20 protein-coding genes and 1 pseudogene are annotated in these 21,659 nt (G+C 62.8%); 7 read left to right on the top strand and 14 right to left on the bottom strand.

Translation table 11 applies throughout. The features are described from left to right. Window positions 1–28: 28 nt before the first annotated feature. Window positions 29–1,189 carry a murein transglycosylase A gene (gene mltA, locus BMY98_RS08715; RefSeq protein WP_074887423.1) on the bottom strand — a complete coding sequence of 387 codons (1,161 nt, stop codon included), beginning with the start codon at window positions 1,187–1,189 and terminating at the stop codon, window positions 29–31. Between the two features lie 301 nt (window positions 1,190–1,490). Here mltA and BMY98_RS08720 point away from each other — a divergent pair, with 301 nt between their 5' ends. The 3 genes and pseudogenes from BMY98_RS08720 (at window position 1,491) to BMY98_RS28035 (ending at window position 4,288) form a co-directional block, all read left to right on the top strand. After that, the gene (locus BMY98_RS08720) at window positions 1,491–2,177 is read left to right on the top strand and encodes a hypothetical protein (RefSeq protein WP_425438854.1); all 687 of its coding nucleotides are present in this window, start codon (window positions 1,491–1,493) and stop codon (window positions 2,175–2,177) included. A gap of 428 nt (window positions 2,178–2,605) precedes the next feature. After that, window positions 2,606–3,415, top strand: a pseudogene (locus BMY98_RS28030) (HAMP domain-containing protein); the annotation flags it as partial. Between the two features lie 27 nt (window positions 3,416–3,442). Continuing rightward, window positions 3,443–4,288 carry a methyl-accepting chemotaxis protein gene (locus tag BMY98_RS28035; RefSeq protein WP_420793089.1) on the top strand — a complete coding sequence of 282 codons (846 nt, stop codon included), beginning with the start codon at window positions 3,443–3,445 and terminating at the stop codon, window positions 4,286–4,288. A gap of 68 nt (window positions 4,289–4,356) precedes the next feature. On the opposite strand, the gene BMY98_RS08730 is transcribed toward BMY98_RS28035, so the two are convergent. The 3 genes from BMY98_RS08730 to ppnN form a co-directional block, all read right to left on the bottom strand. Further along, window positions 4,357–4,803, bottom strand: a complete 447-nt coding sequence (locus BMY98_RS08730; protein ID WP_074887530.1) for a CBS domain-containing protein — start codon at window positions 4,801–4,803, stop codon at window positions 4,357–4,359. Window positions 4,804–4,953: 150 nt separating this feature from the next. Further along, a complete protein-coding gene (locus tag BMY98_RS08735) occupies window positions 4,954–5,547 on the bottom strand; it encodes a GNAT family N-acetyltransferase (protein WP_074887429.1) in 594 nt (197 codons plus the stop codon). 209 nt (window positions 5,548–5,756) lie between these two features. Then, window positions 5,757–7,130: a nucleotide 5'-monophosphate nucleosidase PpnN gene (gene ppnN, locus BMY98_RS08740; protein ID WP_074887432.1), complete on the bottom strand. Its 1,374-nt coding sequence runs from the start codon at window positions 7,128–7,130 to the stop codon at window positions 5,757–5,759. A gap of 200 nt (window positions 7,131–7,330) precedes the next feature. On the opposite strand from ppnN, the gene BMY98_RS08745 reads away from it, so the two are divergent. Further along, on the top strand, window positions 7,331–7,858 hold the full coding sequence (locus tag BMY98_RS08745; protein WP_074887434.1) for a sterol desaturase family protein: 528 nt from the start codon (window positions 7,331–7,333) through the stop codon (window positions 7,856–7,858). A gap of 131 nt (window positions 7,859–7,989) precedes the next feature. Further along, window positions 7,990–8,709: a dienelactone hydrolase family protein gene (locus BMY98_RS08750; RefSeq protein ID WP_074887437.1), complete on the top strand. Its 720-nt coding sequence runs from the start codon at window positions 7,990–7,992 to the stop codon at window positions 8,707–8,709. A 21-nt stretch (window positions 8,710–8,730) separates the two neighbouring features. On the opposite strand, the gene BMY98_RS08755 is transcribed toward BMY98_RS08750, so the two are convergent. From BMY98_RS08755 to BMY98_RS08775, 5 genes are all read right to left on the bottom strand, one after another. Beyond that, window positions 8,731–9,450, bottom strand: a complete 720-nt coding sequence (locus BMY98_RS08755; protein ID WP_074887440.1) for an SDR family oxidoreductase — start codon at window positions 9,448–9,450, stop codon at window positions 8,731–8,733. 56 nt (window positions 9,451–9,506) lie between these two features. Further along, window positions 9,507–10,490 (bottom strand): sugar-binding transcriptional regulator, encoded by a 984-nt coding sequence (locus BMY98_RS08760; protein WP_083398749.1) that lies wholly within the window; start codon window positions 10,488–10,490, stop codon window positions 9,507–9,509. A gap of 36 nt (window positions 10,491–10,526) precedes the next feature. After that, the gene (locus tag BMY98_RS08765) at window positions 10,527–11,393 is read right to left on the bottom strand and encodes a carbohydrate ABC transporter permease (RefSeq protein WP_083398750.1); all 867 of its coding nucleotides are present in this window, start codon (window positions 11,391–11,393) and stop codon (window positions 10,527–10,529) included. A gap of 1 nt (window position 11,394) precedes the next feature. Then, window positions 11,395–12,300 (bottom strand): carbohydrate ABC transporter permease, encoded by a 906-nt coding sequence (locus tag BMY98_RS08770; protein ID WP_074887443.1) that lies wholly within the window; start codon window positions 12,298–12,300, stop codon window positions 11,395–11,397. Window positions 12,301–12,440: 140 nt separating this feature from the next. Beyond that, on the bottom strand, window positions 12,441–13,775 hold the full coding sequence (locus BMY98_RS08775) for an ABC transporter substrate-binding protein (RefSeq protein WP_074887446.1): 1,335 nt from the start codon (window positions 13,773–13,775) through the stop codon (window positions 12,441–12,443). Between the two features lie 221 nt (window positions 13,776–13,996). Here BMY98_RS08775 and BMY98_RS08780 point away from each other — a divergent pair, with 221 nt between their 5' ends. Next, complete coding sequence (locus tag BMY98_RS08780; RefSeq protein ID WP_083398754.1) at window positions 13,997–15,142, top strand: ABC transporter ATP-binding protein; 1,146 nt, start codon at window positions 13,997–13,999, stop codon at window positions 15,140–15,142. 22 nt (window positions 15,143–15,164) lie between these two features. Here BMY98_RS08780 and BMY98_RS08785 read toward each other — a convergent pair whose 3' ends face one another. Beyond that, entirely contained in the window at window positions 15,165–15,962 is a 798-nt protein-coding gene (locus BMY98_RS08785; RefSeq protein ID WP_425438855.1) for a CAP domain-containing protein, read from the bottom strand. 226 nt (window positions 15,963–16,188) lie between these two features. Here BMY98_RS08785 and BMY98_RS08790 point away from each other — a divergent pair, with 226 nt between their 5' ends. Continuing rightward, entirely contained in the window at window positions 16,189–16,722 is a 534-nt protein-coding gene (locus BMY98_RS08790; RefSeq protein WP_074887455.1) for a GNAT family N-acetyltransferase, read from the top strand. Window positions 16,723–16,824: 102 nt separating this feature from the next. On the opposite strand, the gene BMY98_RS08795 is transcribed toward BMY98_RS08790, so the two are convergent. From BMY98_RS08795 to BMY98_RS08810, 4 genes are all read right to left on the bottom strand, one after another. After that, window positions 16,825–17,880, bottom strand: a complete 1,056-nt coding sequence (locus BMY98_RS08795; protein WP_074887457.1) for a permease — start codon at window positions 17,878–17,880, stop codon at window positions 16,825–16,827. An 84-nt stretch (window positions 17,881–17,964) separates the two neighbouring features. Then, on the bottom strand, window positions 17,965–19,557 hold the full coding sequence (locus BMY98_RS08800) for an ABC transporter ATP-binding protein (protein WP_074887460.1): 1,593 nt from the start codon (window positions 19,555–19,557) through the stop codon (window positions 17,965–17,967). 8 nt (window positions 19,558–19,565) lie between these two features. Then, window positions 19,566–20,588: an ABC transporter permease gene (locus BMY98_RS08805; RefSeq protein ID WP_074887463.1), complete on the bottom strand. Its 1,023-nt coding sequence runs from the start codon at window positions 20,586–20,588 to the stop codon at window positions 19,566–19,568. Further along, complete coding sequence (locus BMY98_RS08810; RefSeq protein WP_074887466.1) at window positions 20,588–21,658, bottom strand: microcin C ABC transporter permease YejB; 1,071 nt, start codon at window positions 21,656–21,658, stop codon at window positions 20,588–20,590. Before BMY98_RS08810 ends, BMY98_RS08805 begins: the two co-directional genes overlap by 1 nt. Window position 21,659: the final 1 nt, after the last annotated feature.

Genomic DNA, 21,659 nt, shown 5'->3' on the forward strand with positions numbered 1-21,659 from the left:
GGGCGCATCAGTCGGCGGTTCAGCTTGATCAGTCCTTGGGTTTGGCATCGGGCAGGGCGGCGCCCTTGGGCCACAGCATCCAGATCTGACCTTGTTGCTTCATATTCCCGGCCAGCTCGCCGGCGGCGTCGCCGGTGCCCCAGAACATGTCGGCGCGGACTTCGCCGGCGATGGCGCCGCCAGTGTCCTGCGCCGCGACAGGGCGTACCAGCGGCGTGCCGTCGGGGCGCGTCGACGACAGCCACAACAGGCTGCCCAGTGGAATCACTTTGCGATCAATCGCCACGCTGTAGCCGGCGGTCAGCGGCACATTCAGCGAGCCGCGCGGGCCTTCGGTGCTGTCCGGGCGCAGGGTGAAGAACACGTAGCTCGGGTTGCTGCCCAGCAATTCATTTACACGCTCGGGGTGAGCAATCGCCCAATCACGGATGCGGCCCATGGACACTTCGTCCTTGGTCAATTGGCCTTGCTCCACCAGCCAGCGGCCAATCGGCTTGTACGGGTAGCCGTTCTGATCGGCGTAGGCAATGCGCAGCTGACGGCCGTTCTCCAACTGAACCCGACCCGATCCCTGGATCTGCAGGAACTGCAGATCGATGGGGTTTTCCAGCCAGGCCAGTACGGGGGCATTGGCGCCTTTGTTGCCGATGGTGGCAGCGTCGTCGTAGGGACGCAGCACCCGGCCATCAAGGCGCCCGCGCAGGCGCTTGCCCTTGAGCTCGGGATAGATGCTGTCGAGGTTGACGATGATCAGGTCATCAGGCACGCCATACACCGCCACCGGATGCTCATCGTTGCGCTGCTCGCTGCCTTTATAGATGGGCTCGTAATAACCGGTGATCAGCCCGTTGGCGCCGTGCTCGGACGAACGCAGGCTGTAGACCTGCAGCTGATTTTTGAGAAAGTCGCGCACCGCCGCAGGGTTTTGCGGGACCTGGGCGGCGAGGGCGCACGTACCGCCCCAGACCGGGTCCTTGGCCAGGCGCTTGCACGCGGAGAACCAGCTGTTGTAGCCCGCCATCAGGTCGGTGTCGTTCACCGCCGGGAGTTTGTCCCACTCGACACCGACGTAGGTCGTCGCTTCGGAGGGCTTGGTCTTCGGCGCGCCGCCGTCGCAGGCAGCGAGCAGGGCGATCAGTGGAGCGAGGCAAAATACGAAACGGCGCCAGTGCAGGCTTGTAGTGATCACGCGGGGTGTTTCCTGAAAATCATGCGAAGGCGGCTAGCTTGGTGAAAGCCGAGGGCTGCGTCAAATGGATGAGGGAATCATTTGCGTGAAAGCCGACATGACCGCCGCCTTACAGTCGACGCGCCGTAAAGCGCCGCGGATTTGCCGCCCAAAGGGCACTTTTTCGCCGTGAGCCGTTCTGACCTTCCCCGGGACGCGGCGATTGACGCGGCGTCCAGTTCGTCCAAGCTTGGGATTGATGCTCGCCGTGTTCTCTGTTTTATCCGTTGGCCGACGCCTGAGCCCGCTGTTTGCCCTGTGCATGCTCGGGCTCGGCGCTGCGGGTTGTACGCGCCAGGACGGCCGGGATGTCGCCACGCAGTTCAGCGAGACGCGCCCCCAGGAATTCTTCCAGACCAGCGTGGACCGCATGGCGACGCTGTCCATGGCCGACAACCTCGACAGCCTTTACCTGCTGATGAACAAACTCTACCTGCGCAATCCCGGCGAGTGGCGCAAGTCCGGCTTCGTCGACGCTGCGGCTGCCGAACGCAACGTGCGACAGGCCATCGAGCAACAGAAGCCGTTGCCGCAGTTGGGCACGCGACGTGACCTGGCGGCGCTGAGCTACGCCCTGAGCCCGGAATTCCTTGGCGATCGCGTCGGCGCGTTTATTTATGCCATTGGCAGCATGCTGGTCACGGCCCACGGTGGTCGTCTCGAATTCTTCATGACCGACCAGATCAACCCGACGTTCGTCAACAATGCCGCGCGCAATATCGAGAAGGCCACCTGGCTGCTGAGCCAGCGGCAGAACGCCAATGGCGAGCTGCTGTTGTTCTCCAACGAGATTTCGGAGGAGGGCAGCAACCTCAGTTTCGCCACCGAGTTCGGCAAGATCGTGGCGCGCCTGGATCTGCTCACCCAGATGCTCGACGAGCGATATAGACGCATCGGTTTGAATTACGCCCAGAGCCTGCTGTTCCTCAACTTCCTCCCGGTGCAATGACGCCCCGCTGCGCCGGTGAAAACCTTTTTTCGGCCCCCTCATCCTTGTCGGCTTTCGGTCGATAACTCATCAGGAATACTCAAAACAATTACAAGATATTGGACATGGGGTCGACGATGTTTAAAACAGTGCAGGCGCGCTATACGGTCATATTTGTGGCCTTGATGGTGGTGATCGCAGTGATCACCGAGCAGGGAATCGTCCACTTGGTGACGCCCAAGGTCCGCGCGACCCAGGAGCAGGTGGTGCTGGGCCAGGTTGATCAGATCGGCACGCGTATCCTGTCGGACCTGGCCCGCGTAGAGGCGCAGTCCCGGGCGATCACCCAGGCAGTGCCGCTGCTGGACAGCGATGGCATCGACAAAGTGCTCCCAGGCCTGGTCGATCAATACGGCGATCAGAAGGTGTTCGGCGGCGGCGTGTGGCCGATGCCGGACAAGCGCACCCCGGGGCGCAACAAACACAGTTCGTTTTTCCACCGTGACGGCAGTGGTCAGTTGGTGGTGAGCACGTTCTGGAACTCCGACCCTGCGCCCAACTACTGGGAACAGCCATGGCACCGCGCCGGGCAGAACGCCCCCAAGGGCAAATGCGCCTGGGCGGCCGCCTATCAGGACGAAGCCAGCCCGCAGCCGCGCACCAACTGCGCGATGGGCATTTATAAAGATGGCGCGCTTTATGGCGTTTCGACCATCGACGTCACCCTGGGCTTCTTCAACGGCCTGATCCAGGAAAAGGAAAAAGACATTCAGGGTCAGGTGATGATCGTCGAGCGCGACGGCAAGATCCTCACTAACCAGAGCCGCATTCCCGGCGAAATCATCCTCAAGAACATCGCAGGCTTCAGTGGCGAATCGATGTTCGCCAAGGCCATTCAGGACGGTCTGGGCAAGGTCTCTGGCGACGCTGTGTATTCCCGTGAATACATCGACCCGCAACTGGGTGACCTGACCTTCTTCCTGCGTCCGGTGGTGGGCACGCCGTGGATGATCGCCACCTCGCTGCCGACCGCCATGCTCACCGCCAGCAGCACCGAAGTGCTGAAAACCCTGGGCTGGCTGCAGATTCCACTGGTCATGCTGTTGCTGGTGGTGCTGGGTTTTGCCTTCCATCGCCTGCTGGCACGCTTGACGGTTTTGCGCACCAACATCGACGCGCTGTCCTCGGGCGAAGCCGACCTGACCCGCCGCATTCCGATCAAAGGCCAGGACGAACTCGACGCTGTCGGCCACTCGGTCAACAAGTTCATTGCCTTCCAGCAAGCCATGATTGTCGAGGTGCGCAGCGGCACCGAGCAGATTTCCGCCGGGCTGGTGCAGTTGCAGGATCAGTCGCGCAACATCAACCAGATCCTCAACCGCCACGCCTCGGAAACCGATCAGGCGGTGACCGCGATCAACGAGATGAGCGCCACCGCCGACAGCGTCGCCGAGAGTGCTACGCAGACGGCGAGCTTTACCCAATCGGCAAACGATGCCGCCCAGCGTTCCCGCGACGTCGTCGACGAAGCGTCGGTCAGCGTGCGGGCCTTGGTGGCGGAAGTTGAAGACGCGACCAAATACGTGCAGGAAATGCAGGTCGACGCCAAGCGCATCACCGATGTGCTCGGGGTCATCGGCGGCATTGCTCAGCAAACCAACCTGTTGGCGCTCAACGCGGCCATCGAAGCGGCGCGGGCCGGCGAGCAGGGCCGGGGCTTTGCCGTGGTGGCCGACGAGGTGCGGGCGCTGGCCGGTCGCACCCAGCAGAGCACGTCGGAGATCAACGAGATGCTTGCGCGACTGGAGCAGGGCGTGAGCACCGCGGTGGGCGCGATGGAAAAAACCAAGGTCAGTTGCCAGTCGACGGCCGACCGTACCTCGCGGGTCAACGAAGGCCTGGACGGGATGGCCGGTTCAGTGCTGCGCATTCATGATCTGAGCGCCCACATTGCGACGGCGGCAGAAGAGCAGAGTGCGGTGACCGAGGAGATCAATCAGAACATGATCGCCATTCGGCACATGGTCGGCGAACTGGTGGGTTGTGGTCAGCAGACCGACACCAGCGTGGACGCGCTGATGGCGTCCAACGAGCGACTGGTGGCGATGATCGATCGCTTCAAGGTCCGCTAACCGGCAATCCATTCACACGCGCAAAGCAAAGCCGGAGCCCATGAAGCTCCGGCTTTTGCTTGGTGGGCTCAGTAGCTTTCGCCGCGAATGTATTCCTGCATTTTTTCGATCAGCCTGGCCTGTTCCGCAATAGCTGCCTTGACCAGGTCGCCGATGGACAGCAGACCGATCAGTTGGCCTTCGTCCACCACCGGTAAATGGCGCAATCGGCGGTCGGTCATGATGTTCATGCAGTGCTCGACCGTGTGCTGCGAACCCACGGTCTGTACGTCGTGGGTCATGATGTCGCTGATCGGGGTGCCGGCCGAGGCGCGGCCTTTGAGCTCCATCTTGCGGGCGTAATCCCGCTCGCTGACGATGCCGACTACCTTGCCATCGCGCACCACCGGCACGGCACCAATGTTTTTCTCGGCCATCAACTTGATCGCCTCGATGACCATCTGCCCGGGCCCGACGGTGTGGACGTCAGCGTGATGCGGGTCTTTCAACTTCAGTAGTTCGGCTACGGTCGTCATGCTGGCCTCTCCGGCGCGTTTCTTGTGAGCACGGCCAATCGGGCCGTGCATAGAGAATCGTCGAGAGATGGCATTCCGGCAAGTTTGAAAGCGCCATGCAGAGCCCCAAAAGCGTCATCCCGGCGGGCAGTTGCCGATTCTCTGAAAAGATCAGGCCGATCCGTCAGAGGGCTTGCGTCGGGGGCGAGAGATCACCGATTCGATGTTCTTGCGTCCTATCAGTAACGGGCTTTTGGCTTTGCGCGAGGCCGGCATGTCGGCCAGCCATTTGTACATCACCAGACAATCCACAAGCCCGAGCCGGGCATGGCGATAAGCGCGAGGCAGACGGCCGACGATCTCAAAACCGAGTTTCTGCCAGAGCGCGACGGCGACGTCGTTGGTGGCCACCACCGAGTTGAACTGCATGGCCGAGAAGCCGCTGTCCAGCGCCAGTTGCTGGGACTGTTCGCACATCAGGCGCGCGACACCGCGACCCCGCGCGGCCAGGGTGACCATGTAGCCACAGTTGCTGACATGACTGCCGGGGCCGGCGGCGTTGGCCTTGAGGTAATAGCTGCCGAGCAGCACGCCGTCTTCTTCGGCGATCAGTGTGTGCAGCGGGTATTCCAGCCACAGGTGCCGGGCTTGCTCGAAGGTCAGGTCGGGGGCGTAGGCGTAGGTTTCCTGCGCCAGCACCACGGCCTGGAAGGTGGGCCAGAAGACCGTAAAGTCGTCGGCGGTCATGGGGCGGATGTGGATCATGGGGCGATTCCGGAATTCGGGGGAGATGCAGGTCTTACGAACAATGTGGTTCATGTGGGAGTGACCGGGGTGGCGCTCCACCTTGCTCACGAAGGCCGTTTCACTACCGCCAGATATGCGTTGGCCGATCGGGCCTCTTCGCGAGCAAGCTCATTCCCACAGGGAGGTGCGGTGTGGCGCCTGAAGTATGACCACAGGCGGATACAGTGTTATGAAACCACTCGATAACACGGCACATACGCCGCGCCGCCCGGCAGCTTCATCCGGTGCTGCTCGACGAAGGCCTGCAACAGCTTGTCCAGGGGCTGCATCACTTCAGCGTCACCGTGGATTTCATACGGGCCGTGCTCCTCGATCAGGCGAATGCCCTTGTCCTTGACGTTGCCGGCCACGATCCCGGAAAACGCCCGACGCAGGTTGGCCGCCAGTTCGTGGGGCGGCAGGTCGCGGCGCAGTTGCAGGCTGGCCATGTTGGCGTGGGTCGGATCGAACGGACGCTGGAAGCTCTCTTCGATCTTCAGCAGCCAGTTGAAGTGGAAGGCGTCGGCGCGGTCGCGGCGGAACTGGCGCACCGACGCAAGGCCAAGGGTCATCTGCCGCGCCACTTCCGACGGGTTGTCGATGATGATCTGGTAATGCTTGTGCGCTTCTTCGCCCAAGGTCGCGCTGACAAACGCGTGCAGCTGCTCCAGGTACGGCGCGGTGCTTTTCGGGCCGGTCAGGATGACCGGGAACGGCAGGTTCTGGTTGTCCGGGTGCATGAGGATGCCGAGCAGGTAAAGGAACTCCTCCGCCGTGCCTGCGCCACCCGGGAAAATGATGATGCCGTGGCCGACCCGAACGAAGGCTTCCAGGCGCTTTTCGATGTCCGGCAGGATCACCAGCTCGTTGACGATCGGGTTCGGCGCTTCGGCCGCGATGATGCCCGGCTCGGTCAGGCCCAGGTAGCGACCGCCGGTGATGCGCTGCTTGGCGTGGGCAATGGTTGCGCCCTTCATCGGGCCTTTCATCACGCCAGGGCCACAGCCCGTGCAGATGTCCAGTTTGCGCAGGCCCAGCTCATGGCCGACTTTCTTGGTGTATTTGTATTCTTCGGTGTTGATGGAGTGGCCGCCCCAGCACACCACCATCTTCGGTTCGACGCCGGGGCGCAGGGTGCGGGCGTTGCGCAGCAAGTGGAAAACGTAATCGGTGATGCCCTGGGAGCTGCTCAGGTCGATGCGCTGGCTGTCGAGCTCGCTCTCGGTGTAGACGATATCGCGCAAGGCGCTGAAGAGCATTTCCCGGGTGCTGGCGATCATCTCGCCGTCGACGAAGGCGTCGGCCGGAGCGTTCAGCAGTTCAAGGCGCACGCCGCGGTCTTGCTGGTGGATGCGCACTTCGAAGTCCTGGTAGGCCTCGAGGATGGTCTTGGCGTTATCGACATGGGCGCCGGTATTGAGGATGGCCAGGGCGCACTGGCGGAACAGGGTGTAAATGCTGCCGGAGCCTGCGGCACTGAGCTGCTGGACTTCACGTTGCGACAGGGTTTCCAGGCTGCCCTTGGGGCTGACCGAAGCGTTGATGACGTGTCTTGGAGCCATTCTTGATTCCTTGAAAGCGGTGCCGGCGGCCGCGAGGGGGCAGGGCACGAATACAGTGAACGTTCGAGACGCTCACCCATGGGGCCATTTTTTACATCGGTTGGTCAGGAAAGCAAACGTTGTGAGCGTGAATCTGGAAATTTCCCGTGACCCCGGTATGCTGCTCCTCGACGCCCAGACCCATCGGCCTTCCCGACGCTATGATCTTCAACTTCATGATTTTTCTCCTGACCCTTGTCGCCATGGAAGGGGTCGGCTTCCTCGCCCACAAGTACGTCATGCACGGCTGGGGCTGGTGCCTGCACAAGTCCCACCACGAAGAACAGCTCGGCGCCTTCGAAACCAACGACCTCTATCTGCTGGCCCTGGCCCTGGTGGCGATCGCGCTGATCGTTGCCGGCAACAGCGGCCATGACCCGCTGCAATGGGTGGGCGCCGGCGTTGCGGCGTTCGGCTTGATTTACGTGCTGGTTCACGACGGCATGGTCCATCGCCACTGGCCTGCGCGACCGCGTCCGCGCAGTCGCTACCTCAAACGCCTTTATCACGCGCACTTGATGCACCACGCGGTCAAAGGCCGGCGCAACAGTGTGTCCTTCGGCTTCCTTTATGCGCCCTCGGCGGCCACCCTGAAAAAGCAGCTGCGCGATCATCGTTCGGCCCCACGTGACGAGCGTTGCCGGGATCTCAGTGGCGCTGCCATGGGCACGGATCTGCAGAACGGCTGAACGGATGCCACGCCGAACCTGTCATTAATTTCATGTGCGTCGCGCTGTTCAGCGCTGCGTTGCTGTCGTAGAACTGACGGTCAGTCGGCTCACGCTGTTAACCCAACCGAATTTCTTCTCCGGAGAACCCCATGACTCAGGCATCGACACAGGCAACGGGCAAGACCATCACGTTCAAGCGCCCGGACGGCAAAGAACTGAGTGGCTATCTGGCCAGCCCGGCCAAAACCGAAGGCGCACCGGCGGTGGTAGTGATTCAGGAATGGTGGGGCCTGAACGACCAGATCCGTGGCGTGGCCGATCGTCTTGCGGCGTGCGGTTATCTGGCGCTCGTGCCCGATCTGTACCGTGGTGAAATGACGGTCGAGGAAGAAGAAGCCCACCACCTGATGGATAAACTCGACTTCGCCGACGCCGCCACCCAAGACATTCGCGGCGCCGTGCAGTACCTCAAGGGCCACAGCCAGAAAGTCGGTGTCACCGGTTTTTGCATGGGCGGCGCGCTGACCCTGCTGGCACTGAACTTCATCCCCGAGCTGTCCGCTGGCGTGGTGTTCTACGGCATGCCGCCGCTGGAATTCCTCGACCCTGCCGCGATTAAGGTGCCGGTGCTGGCGCATTGGGGCACCCAGGATGAGTTTTTCCCGGCGGATGGCGTCGATCAGCTCGAAGCCAAACTCAGCGAAGGCGGCGTCGACCTGGAATTCCACCGCTACCTGGCGCACCACGCCTTCGCCAACGAAGAAGCCGTCGGGCCTGGCCGGATTCCGGGCACGCAATACGATCCGGTCTGGGCACAACTGGCCATGGACCGTACGCTGACCTTCTTCGGCCGGACGCTGTGGGGCTAAGCGAATCCTTGGCCGCGCGCGTCAGCCAGCGCTGAAACCGCCGTCCACGGTCAGGGTCACGCCGTTGATCATGCCGGCGTCGTCGCTAAGCAGGAACGCGATGGTCGCGGCGATTTCCCCGGGCTGTACGAAGCGGCCCAGGGGAATGCGCGACAGCATCGCGCCGGCCTTCACCGGGTCGCTCCAGGCCTTGTCCGCCATCGGCGTCAGCGTCACCACCGGATTCACGCTGTTGACACGGATGCCGTAGGCGCCCAGCTCGACGGCCATCACCCGGGTCATGGCATCCAGCGCGGCTTTCGACGCGCAGTAGGCCAGATGATCCCGTGTGCCGACCGCCGCGGCCAGGCTTGAGACGTTGACGATAGCGCCCGGCACACCGCGAGCGATCAGGTCACGGGCGACAATTTGCGCCACGACCATGGGCGCCCGGGTGTTCACCGCCATCAAGTGATCGAAGGTCTCGACCGAGGTGTCGAGAAACGATTCCAGCTCGACCACTCCCGCGCAGTTGACCAACAAGTCGATGGGCAACGCCGAGGCCACGGCCGCGCGGGTCGCGTCGACGTCGGCCAGGTCCGCGACCGACGTGAGCGCGCAATACGCCAGATCATCCGGGTTGCGCCCCATGGCGATCACTTGCGCACCGCAGCGCTCCAGCCACTGCACCGTTTCCCGGCCAATGCCCTTGCCCGCGCCGGTGACCAGAATCCGCTTGCCGCTAAAGTCATGATGGGCCATCGCGATCGCTCCATAGGGGAAGGTAGGACTGGCTTTAGCCGGGAAGGCGGCAGTCGTCATAATGAGTTGTCATCGAGCAGTTGCCGCGCCGCGCTTTCATCGATGACCAGCTCGTGGACGACATTGCGCAGCAGCACCGCGCGAATGATGTCGGCCTTGTACGGCCCACCGGAAACCAGCACGACCTTCTTGATCCGCCGCAGGTCTTCGAGGTCCAGGGAGACGGCGCGACGGTTCAGCGGGTGATTGACTTCGTTGCCGTCGCGGTCCAGCCAGCGGCCCAGCAAGTCACCCACGGCACCGGCGGCACGCAGCGAGCTCGCGTCCTCATCGTTGACCAGGCCCAGTTCCAGCATGAGTGAGCGCTCGCTCAAATCACCGACGGTGAGCAACGCCAGGTCGGCCTGCCGCGCCTTGCCGAGCACGGCTTGCACCGAGGCTTCTTCGAGGTACATATCGCGGTATTGCTCTGAAGGCGCGAACACCGGCGCGGCGAGGTAGTACCAGGAGCCGCCGAACAGCCCGGCAAAACTCGAGGCGATTTCCACCGTGTTGTTGGCCGAGCCGTAATGCAGGCCGCCGAGCAGCGACAGCACGGTCAGGTTCGGCAGCGCCCGCGCCGAGAGTTCGCGCACCGCCTGGCGCAGCGTACGGCCCCAGCCCACGGCGACGATGCTGCCGTCGACGAGGTATTCCTCGATGCTCGGCGCAATGCCGACGCCGAGCACGCGAAAGATGCTTGCCGGGTCATCCGGCGAGGGCACCACGGTGACGCGACGCAGGCCGAAACGCGCTTGCAGGCGGTCTTCCAGTTCGATGCAGGCGGCCAGCGGCGAAGTAATGCGAATCTGCACCACACCGGTTTCGCGGCAGGTCGCCAGCGCCTTGTTGACCCGCACGCGGGTGATGCCCAGCCGGTCGGCGATCTGCTGCTGGGTCATGTTGTTGACGTAATAGGACCAGGCGATGCGAATGTTGAACTGGTCCTCGGTGTTCACCGGTTCGGCGTGGGCGGTGGTGTCCGGATAAAGGTTTTGCACGGCGGTGTCCTTACTGTGGCCGGTAAAGCGGGGCGTCTATTTCACGGCGCCCATGGTCAGCCCTTGTACCAGATGCCTGGATACCATCAACGCGAAAATAATCACCGGGAACACGATCAGTGTGCCGGTGGCCATGATCTCGCCCCAGGGCAAGTCGTAGCCGCTCATGAAGCTGGTGGCGGTCACCGGCGCGGTGCGGGCGGTATTGCGCGTCAGCACCAGCGCATAGAGCAACTCGTTCCAGGAAAAGATGAACGAGAAGATCGCCGACACCGCCACCCCAGGCATCGCCAGGGGCAGGGCGATGCGCCAGAAGATGGTGAAGCGTGACGCGCCCGACAGCCGCGCGGCTTCGTCCAGATCCTTCGGCACGCCGCGAAACTGGTCAGTGCAGATCCACACGACGATGGGCAGGTTGAAGGTCAGGTAGATCAGGATCAGCACCAGATGGGTGTCGATCAGGCCCATGTTGCGCGCCATCAGAAAGATCGGCAGCGCCACGACGATAGGACTGAGCATGCGGTTGGTGATGAACCAGAACCACAGGTCTTCCTTGCCCTTGAATTCAAACCGCGCCAGCGCGTAAGCCGCCGGCGTGCCGAGGCCAACGGCGAGCACCGTGGTGCAGACCGCGACGATCAGCGAGTTGCCCAGGCTGTGCAGGACATCGCGCTCGAACAGCACTTTTACGTAGTTATCCAGGTGCGGCGTGAACGCCCAGATCGGTGGCGAGGCGAGGGCTTCTGCCTGGGTCTTGAGGCTGGTGGCGACCATCCAGTAGAACGGAAACACCGCGAACAGGAAGATCGCCAGCAGGCCGACCAGATGCCAGCCATTGACTCTCGCCCGTGGCCGCAGGTGGGCAGGGGTGGCCGAGGTTTTCGCGCCCGTAACGGTCGCCATGTCAGATCTCCCGATAAACGAATTTGATGTACAGCCGGGCCAGCACGATGGTCAGGATCAGCATGAGGATCGCCTGCGCCGACGCGACGCCCTGATCGAACACGCGAAAGCCGATGCGCTGGATGTACACGCTGACCAGTTCGGTTGCCGCCCCAGGCCCGCCGCGGGTCATGGTGAACACGGTGTCGAACATCTTGAGGATGTCAGCGGTGCGCAGAATCAGGATCACCGTCGCGCTGGGCAATAGAAACGGCAGCTGCACGTAACGCACGATCTGCCAGCGGCTACGGGTTTCCAGACGCGCGGCCTCTTCAATCTCATTGGGGACCATGGTCAGCCCCGCCAGCAGCACCAGCGCGCAGAAGGGCGTCCACTGCCAGATGTCCATCAGCGCCACGGCAATGAACGCGTTGGTGGTGTCGCCCAGCCATTCGACCGGCCCGGCGTTGACCAGTGAGAGCAGGGCGTTGGCCACCCCGAAATCGCGGTTGAAGATCAGCCGGCCAATCAGCCCGGCCACGGCGGGCGCGGTGGCCAGCGGGATGACCAGGCTCATGCGTGCCAGCAGTTTGAAACCGGAAAGGCCAGGCTTGTGCAGCATCAGCGCGATGATCAGCCCCAGCGCCAGCTGGATCGGCACCACGGTGATGAGAAACAGCCCGGTTCGCCCCAGCGCGGCCCAGAACGACGCGTCGTTGAGCACGTTGAGGTAGTTGTCGAAGCCGATGAAAGGCGTCGCGTCTTTTGGCCGGGCCAGGTTGTACTGGCGGAACGAGTTCACCAGCGCGAACACCGTCGGAAAGATGCCGATCAGCGCCAGGGCAACGGTGGCCGGCGCGAGAAAGGCAAAGGCCGCGCGGGTGTTGTTCCACAGGGTCGGGAAGGGTGGTTTTTTCTTGTTGGTCATGGGGGTGAGTCTCGAGTCGATCAGGGACAGACGGCCGAGCCCCTGTAGGAGCGCGCTTGCCCGCGATTGCGGTATGTCAGACCTGGACATGTCGCAGACACATTGCAATCGCGGGCAAGCGCGCTCCTACAGGTGGGGTATTACTTCAATAGCTTCGCTTTGCCGTCGTAATACCCCGCCTTCTTCAGTATCTCCTCCATCCTGCTGCCAATCGCCTTGGCACCGGCCTCCACGCTGGTTTTGCCGAGCATGATCGCGGTGCCGTTTTCGCCGACCACTTCGGAAATTTCCGGCCACTGCGGGAAGCGAGGGCGGTAGTCAGGCACGCCGCCTTCCCACGAGGTCACCATCGGCTGCACGAACGGGTATTTCTTCTGCACGTCCGCGTCCTTGTACACCGACATGCGCCCGCTCACGCCACCGGCGTCCAGGTACGGCCGGGCCATGGCCTCGGACGTGACCCATTGAATGAACAGCCACGCGGCGGCCTTCTGCTTGTCGTCGGACTTGGCGTTCACGCCCAGAGAGAAACCACCCAGTGCCGGCTTCAGACCGGCCGGGCCTTTGGGCTCGGTGGCCACGGCCAGGCAATCGGTGATTTTCGATTTTGTCGGGTCGGCGAGGGTTCCGTAGAACGCCGACCATTCGGTGATCATCGCCACTTTGCCCTGGGCGAGGGCGTTGACCGCTTCGTTGTGGTCGTAGTCGACGATGCCCGGCGGCATGTACTTCATCAGGTCCTGACGAAATTGCAGGCCTTGCTGGGACGCCTTGGAATTGAGGTTGGATTTGAACTTGTCGTCCAGCAGCGAGCCGCCGAACGGCCAGAGGAAGCGCATGAAGCTGTCCGCCGATTGCGTCTCACCCCGTCGCGATTGCAGGGCGTAGGCGTAGCGGTCCTTGGTCTTGTCGGTGAGCTTGGGCGCGTAGTCTTTGAGCAGCTCGTCCCACGTGGCCGGTGGCTTGTCGAAACCGGCGTCCTTGAGCATGCACTTGTTGTAGAACAGCAGGCCGGAGTAGTTATCGAACGGCAGGCCGTAGGTCTGCTTGTCCCAACTGCCGAACGACTCCAGCAGGATCGGGAAGAAGCCTTCCAGCTTGAGGTCCGGGTCGGCCAGCTTGGCGTCCTGGGTGAAGGTGGTGATCGGTTCAAGCCAGCCGTTGCCGGCAAATTCGCCGATCCACACCACGTCCGTGAGCACGACGTCGAGCTGCTCACCGGAGGTGAAGCTCAACACCTCGCGCTCGCGGCTATTCTCGTAGGGGACGGTTTCGTAGCTGACTTTGATGCCGGTTTTCTTTTCGAACTCCGGCAGCAGTTTGATGGCGGCGGCGTAACCGGGACGGTCGAGGAAAATCGCTTTGATCTCGGTGCCCTTGTACGGCGCGGCGGCCTCTTCCAGCGTCCAGGCCTGTGCGGCGCCGGAACCCAGCGCAATCGACAGGGAGAGGGCATTCCAAACCAGCTTCTTCATTTACGTGACCTCATTATTGTTGTGGGTGAGGGTTACGCGGGACATGTGCTTCGCGGTGCATGCAGGTGGGGCTGCGGGGCAGGTAAACCGCTTCGGGTGAGCTCCTTGACATTTGTAATTTACGAATTACAAATGATCGTAGGACAAAATGCATTGCTGTCAAATCAGCACGGCGTTGCCAGTGAAAATGCCCAAACAACAATAATTCAGGGGATACGATGTTGACTGAGCTCAGTTTGAGTGGCGTCGAGAAAGCCTATGGCGAGATCAAGGTCTTGCATGACATCCACCTGAGCATCGAGAGCCGCGAGTTCGTGGTCTTCGTCGGGCCTTCGGGCTGTGGCAAGTCCACCTTGCTGCGCTGCATCGCGGGCCTGGAGAGCATCACCCAGGGGCAGATTCGTATCGGCGCCCGGGACGTCACCTACCTTGAACCGGCTGATCGCGGCGTGGCCATGGTGTTTCAGTCCTACGCGCTGTACCCGCACATGTCGGTCTACGACAACATCGCCTTCGGGCTGAAAATGCAAAAGATCCCCAAAGACCAGATCGAAGCCAAGGTGCGCAATGCCGCGCGCATCCTTCAGCTCGAACCGCTGCTCGACCGCAAGCCCAAAGCCCTCTCCGGCGGGCAGCGTCAGCGCGTCGCCATCGGCCGCGCCATCGTCCATGAGCCGGAAGTGTTTCTGTTCGACGAACCGCTTTCCAACCTCGACGCCTCCCTGCGCGTGCAGATGCGCATCGAGATCGCCAAGCTGCACGCCGACCTGCAGGCGACCATGGTCTATGTCACCCATGACCAGGTTGAAGCCATGACCTTGGCTGACAAAATCGTCGTGCTCAACAAAGGTTGCATCGAGCAGGTGGGATCGCCGCTGGAGCTGTATCACCATCCGTGCAACCGCTTCGTCGCGGGCTTTATCGGCTCGCCGCAGATGAGTTTTCTACCGGTCACGGCGGTCGCTAGCAGTGCCGAAGGCGTCCAGGTCAGCCTGCCGGGTGGCGAGCTATTGTGGGTTCCGGTGAAGGGCGAGCAGGTGAAAGCGGGCGAGTCATTGACGCTGGGCCTGCGCCCCGAGCACCTGTCGGACCGAGGCGAGGGCGATGCACAGATCCCGGTGAAAACCCTGGTGGTCGAGCATTTGGGCGGCGAGACGTTCACCCACGCGCAGACCGACGAGGGACACGATCTGATGGTCAAGGGTGAGGGGATGTCGGCGGTCAAGGCCGGGCAATTGCTCCGCGTCGGTGTGCGCGGCCATCGTTGCCATCTGTTCGATGCACAGGGCCAGGCGCTGGCCCACTGCAGGCATTACACCGAAGCGGGCGCCGAGGGGCAGCAGGCGCTCGGGTCGGCTCGCGTTTAGATCAGGGCGCTGGCGATCAGCGTTACTGCACCCCGAACATCGCCGTCCAGTAAATGCCGGCATCGCTTTTCGGGTCGGTGGCGTAGGCAGCGCCAAGGTCATGAAACTGCGGGTTCATGAGGTTGGCGCAATGGCCGGGGCTGGCGAGCCAGCCTTCTACTACCTTGCGCGCATTGTCCTGCCCGGCGGCAATGTTCTCGCCGATCTGCTGGCCGATGTACCCGGCCAGCTCCGCGCGGTCTCCCGGCGTTCCGCCGTTGCGACCCTTGTGATCAAAATAATTGTTGTTGGCCATGGAGCGCGAGTGGCTTTCGGCTGCGCTCATCAGGGTGTCGTTCCACACCAGCGGCGCGGCGGCGGAAAACGACTGGGCGCCACATTGCTGCGGTTGTTTGCGCGCTTCATTGATCAGGCCAAGCAGTTTTTGGCCCTCGGCCTGCGCATTCCCCAACCCGCCCGCGAGCAGTGGACGCGCCAGCACGATGCGCCAGTCGCGGTCGTTGCGGCTGACGCCGATGTCGACGAACTGCGGATTGAGCACCACCTGACAAAAACTTTCCTGAATCGCCGCCATGGCCGCTTGCGCATCGCGCGGGCCCGAGAGGGTGATCGCCTGGACGCTGACCATCGGATACGACGCCCGGGCCAGCATGGGCTGCAGATCGACCGTGCCACTGGCCGGCAGGTTCAGGCGCGGGTCGCTGTTGAGCGGCGGCAGCTCGGTCGACGCCACATTGGCGCAAGGCTGAGCCTGGCTGCGGTAGGTATTGATCGACTGGATCAGCTGCGTTTCTTCGCCGGCCACGGCTGTCCCTGCCATCAGCAGCGCTAGGGGCACAACCGCGAGACACTGGATGAATGATCTGAAACGCATGGAAATCTCCCTCGAACTGACGCGCCCACGGTGCGCGATTTTACCTGTCGCGAATAGTCTGAGCCGCACAAACCGTGGAGGTTGCAGCGATGAGCAGGGTTTTTGCAATAGCCGAGGTGAAAACCAGCTGTTTCGCCACATAATCAGCGCTCGACCCTGCAGCGTGACTTCGATGACCACCACCATTAAGCGACTGACCCCGGAATATGCCTCGGCGTATCGAGCCCTGATGCTTGAAGCGTACGCCCTCCATCCTGATGCGTTTACGTCCGACGTCGGCGAGCGCGAAGCCTTGCCGATCAGTTGGTGGGAAAAGCGGCTTGTGGTCGGGCCTGACGCGACTGAGGTGGTGTTCGGCGCCGTTGAAGCAGGAAGGTTAGCGGGGGTTGCCGGCCTGTCTGTGGAGCGCAGAAAGAAGGCCCGTCACAAGTCCACGCTGTTCGGCATGTACGTTCCCCACGCGCTTCGGGGCAAGGGCATTGGGCATGACTTGGTGCGCAGTGTGCTGGAGCATGCCCGGACGCAGCCGCAGTTGGTGCTTGTCCAGTTGACGGTGACCGAGGGCAATAGCGGCGCGCAGAACCTGTATGACCGGATGGGGTTTGAGGTGTTTGGGATAGAGCCGTACGCGGTCGCCGTGGGGGAGCAGTATGTGTCGAAGGTGCACATGTGGTGTGATTTGAGGTGTCGGGCGGCTGACGCTTAAGCCACGAGCGGGACGCTTTTCCAGGTCACCCGTCAAAGGCGAAGCGGCCTGCCGTGTGGCAAAGCCGCCGTAGCGCTTGATCTTGAGATCTTGATCCTGGCCTTACAACAACGCGGCTCCCACCAGTCCACTCACCACCCCGACCAGCATGGTCAGCACACCCACGGTCACCAGCACGTTGGCGTCGAAGGATTTGCGCAGCATCAACAGCGACGGCAGGCTCACGCTCGGCAGGGTCATGAGCAATGCCACGGCAGGCGCGGTGCCCAGGCCCAACGTCAGCAGGGTTTGCACAATCGGAATTTCAGCGGCGGTCGGGATCACAAACAGCGTGCCGACAATCGCCAGCGGCACCAGCCACAACAGGCTGTTGCCCATGGCACCGTCGACGTGGGGGAACAGCCAGACCCGCGCTGCGCCCAGGATCAGCACGGCGATGACGTAGATCGGGATGGTGGTCCAGAACAACTGCCAGAGCGTCTTGCCCCAGCGCACCAGCAGGCTGCCCTCGTCCGGTGTCTCGGCATTGGCCACGGCTTGCAGCGCCTGTTCAGGCACGGCTTCCGGGCGCGAGATGCGTTGCGCCACCAAAGACACGCCAATCACCAGCACCAGGCCCGCCACCAGCCGCAGCGCGGTGAAGCCCCAGCCCAGCACGAAGCCCATGAACACCAGCGTGGCCGGATTGAGCACCGGGTTGGCGATCCAGAAGGCCAGCGCCGCGCCAACCGAGACGTTCTGCTTGCGCATGCCCGCAGCCACCGGCGCCGCGCAGCAGCTGCACATCATGCCGGGCAGGGCGAACAGGCCGCCGCGAATGGTCGAGCCGAGTCCGGCGCGGCCGAACATTTTCAGCAGCCAGTCCCGGGGAATCAGCACCTGCAGCAGCGAGCCGAGAATCACTGCCAGCACGGCAGCTTTCCAGATCGCCAGAAAGTACACCTGGGCGTACGCCAATGCGGCGGCCCACGGTGTGGCCGGGTTGTCGTTGATGATCGAACCACCGATGTTATGGGTATCGGCGGCGATAAAAGATTTCAAGTAATACGGCGACCACTTCACGTAGTACAAGCCGATGGCGGCCACCAGCAGGAACGCCAGAGGTTTCCACCAGAACGACCAGCCGCGGCGTTCGGAGGTGAGCGGGAGGGCAGTCATGACAGGCACCAGAGCAGGAAATCGAGGGGGCGCGATGATACGCCGTGGCCGGGCATTATAGTAGGTGTCGCAAGGTATGTCGGCTCACGCCTGTCCGCCGAAATCCAGCCCGGAAGCGCGCAGCAGTTCCTGGGTGTAGGGCTGTCGCGGGTTGCCGAAGATCTCCCGCGCCGCGCCTTGCTCGACCACTTTGCCGTCCTTGATCACCAGCACGTCGTGGGCCAATGCATGCACCACCGCCAGGTCGTGGCTGATGAACAGATAACTCAGGCCGTGACGAATCTGCAAATCCCGCAGTAGCGCGATGATCTGTTTTTGGACTGTGCGGTCAAGCGCCGAGGTAGGTTCGTCGAGGAGGATCAGCTCCGGCTCCAGCACCAGCGCGCGGGCGATGGCCACGCGCTGGCGTTGACCGCCGGAGAATTCGTGGGGATAGCGATGGCGGCTGTCCGGGTCCAGACCGACTTCGCCGAGTACGCGGATCACCGTCTGTTCACGCTGGGCCGGGGTGCCGATGCCGTGGGTCAGCAGCCCTTCGGCGATGATCTGTTGCACCGTCATGCGCGGACTCAAGCTGCCGAACGGGTCCTGAAACACCACCTGAATGCGCTTTCGCAGCGGCCGCATCAACTGCTGGCTGCGCAGGCTCAACTCCTTGTTGGCGAAGCGGATGCTGCCTTCGGAATCGATCAGCCGCAGGATCGCCTGGCCCAGGGTCGACTTGCCTGACCCAGACTCGCCGACAATACCCAGTGTCTGGCCTTTCAGCAGTTCAAAACTGACGCCGTCCACCGCCTTGATGTAGTGCTGCTCGCGCCGCAGCAACGGTTTGGGCAAGGGGAACCAGACCTTCAGCGCCTCCACCGACAGCAGCGTCTGGGTGTGCTCGCCGGGCACCGGTTCGCCGTCGGGTTCGGCATTGATCAGCAGGCGGCTGTAGGGGTGCTGCGGAGCGGCGAACAGCGTCTGGCAGTCTGCTTGCTCAACAATTTCGCCGGCGCGCATCACGCAGACCCGCTGGGCGACGCGTCTTACCAGATTGAGGTCATGGCTGATCAGCAGCAGCGACATCCCCAGCCGCTGTTGCAGGGATTTGAGCAGCTCAAGAATCTTCAGCTGCACCGTGACGTCCAGCGCGGTGGTCGGTTCGTCGGCGATCAGCAGCTCGGGCTCGTTGGCCAGAGCCATGGCGATCATCACCCGCTGGCGCTGCCCGCCGGACAGTTGATGGGGCAGGGCCCGGAGCCGCTGCGGCGGGTTCTGGATGCCCACCAGCCCGAGCAGTTCCAGCGTGCGCTCGCGGGCGGCCTTGCCCTTGAGGCCCTTGTGCATGGCGAGGATCTCACCGATCTGTTTCTCCACGGTGTGCAGCGGGTTCAGCGAGGTCATCGGCTCCTGAAAAATCATCGCGATGCGGTTGCCGCGCAGGCCCCGCAGCGCCTTGTCACTGGCCTGCAGCAGATCGACGCCCTTGTAGCGAATGCTGCCCTGGGTGCTCACGGACTTGGCCGGCAGCAGCCGCAGGATCGAGTGTGCGGTCACCGACTTGCCCGAGCCGGACTCGCCGACCAGCGCCAGACACTCGCCGGGCTGGATGTCGAGGTCGATGCCGTGCACCACTTCGGCACCGTTGAAGGCCACGCGCAGGTTGCGGATCTGGATCAGAGGGTCAGTCATGGCAGCGCTCATGTGCGGGGGTCGAAGGCGTCACGGCAGGCTTCGCCGATGAACACCAGTAGCGTGAGGATTAGTGCCAGGGCACAGAACGCCGTGACACCCAGCCACGGCGCCTGCAAATTGCGTTTGGCCTGGCCGATCAGCTCGCCCAGGGACGCGCTTTCGGCGGGCATGCCGAAACCGAGGAAATCCAGCGCGGTCAGTGTGGCGATGGCGCCGGTGACGATGAACGGCAGGTAGGTGAGGGTGCTGGTCATGGCATTGGGCAGAATGTGCCGCCACATCAGCGCGCCGTCGCTGAGGCCCAAGGCGCGGGCGGCTTTCACGTATTCCAGATTGCGTCCACGGAGGAACTCGGCGCGAACCACGTCGACCAGCGCCAGCCAGGAAAACAGCGACATGATCCCCAGCAGCCACCAGAAATCAGGCTCAACGAAACCGGACAGAATGATCAGCAGGTACAGCACCGGCAACCCCGACCAGACTTCCTGCAAGCGCTGGCCGATCAAATCCGCCAGCCCGCCGTAATAGCCCTGAACCGCCCCGGCAAACACACCGATCACCGTGCTGATGGCGGTCAACGCCAACGCAAACAGAATCGACACGCGGGTGCCGAACAACACCCGCGCCATGACGTCCCGGGCCTGGTCGTCGGTGCCCAGCCAGTTGCGCGCGCTCGGCGGGCTGGGTGAAGGCTCGCGGAGTTCGTAATTGACCGTGTCGTAACTGAACGGGATCGGCGCGAAGAGCATCCAGCCGCCCCTGTCGGCGATCAGTTTGCGCACGTAGTCACTGGAGTAGTCCGGCTCGAAGGGCAGTTCGCCGCCGAAGTCGGTTTCCAGGTACTGGTGCAGGGCCGGGAAGTACAGGTCGCCCTGATAACTGACGATCAAGGGCTTGTCGTTGGCGATCAGTTCGCCGCACAGGCAAATCACCAGCAGCGCCACGAACAGCCACAGCGACCACCAGCCGCGCCGGTTGGCCTTGAAGTTGGCGATGCGGCGCCGGTTTTGCGGGGAAAACTCGAACATCAGGCGCTCCTCGCGGAAAAGTCGATGCGCGGGTCGACCAGCGTGTAGCACAGGTCGCCCACCAGCTTGATCAGCAGGCCGAACAGGGTGAACAGAAACAGCGTGCCGAAGACCACCGGGTAGTCCCGTGAGACTGCCGCTTCGTAGCTCATGCGGCCGATGCCATCGAGGCCGAAGATGGTTTCGATCAGCAGCGAGCCGGCGAAGAACACCTCGATCAGCGCCTGGGGAATGCCCGCCACCACCAGCAACATGGCGTTGCGGAACACGTGGCCGTAGAGCACACGCTGTTCACTGAGGCCTTTGGCCCGGGCGGTCACCACGTACTGTCGGCCGATCTCGTTGAGGAAGCTGTTTTTGGTGAGGATCGTCAGCGTCGCGAAGCCGCCGATCACCAGCGCACTGACCGGCAGCACCAGATGCCACAGGTAGTCGCGCAGCTTGCCCAGCGGCGAGAGGCTGGCGAAGTCGTCCGAGAACAGGCCCTGGGCCGGAAACCAGCTCCAGTAGCTGCCCCCGGCAAACACCACGATCAGCAGAATGGCGAACAGGAACGCCGGGATGGCGTAGCCGATGATGATCACCGTGCTGCTCCAGACGTCGAAACGGCTGCCATGCAGCACGGCCTTGCGGATGCCCAGCGGGATCGAGATCAGGTAAGTGATCAGGGTCGCCCACAGTCCCAGGGAAATCGTCACCGGCAGCTTTTGCAGAATCAGCCCGGTCACCGTGGCGCCGCGGAAGAAGCTGTTGCCGAAATCCAGCTGCGCGTAGTGGGTGAGCATCAGCCACAGGCGCTCGTGCAGCGGCTTGTCGAAACCGTATTGGTGCTTGATGGCTTCCACCAGTTCAGGGTCCAGCCCTTGGGCACCCCGACTGATGCCGCCCGTGGCCGCGACCTCGCCACCGCCGCCCCCAATCCCGCCCGTTGGACTCATGCCCTGGACCCGGGCGATGGCTTGTTCCACCGGACCGCCCGGCGCGGCCTGCACGATGAGGAAATTGACCACCAGAATGCACAGCAGCGTGGGAATGATCAGCAACAGGCGACGCAGGGTGTAGGCGAGCATG

Source organism: Pseudomonas graminis (genome assembly GCF_900111735.1).
GTDB lineage: Bacteria > Pseudomonadota > Gammaproteobacteria > Pseudomonadales > Pseudomonadaceae > Aquipseudomonas > Aquipseudomonas graminis.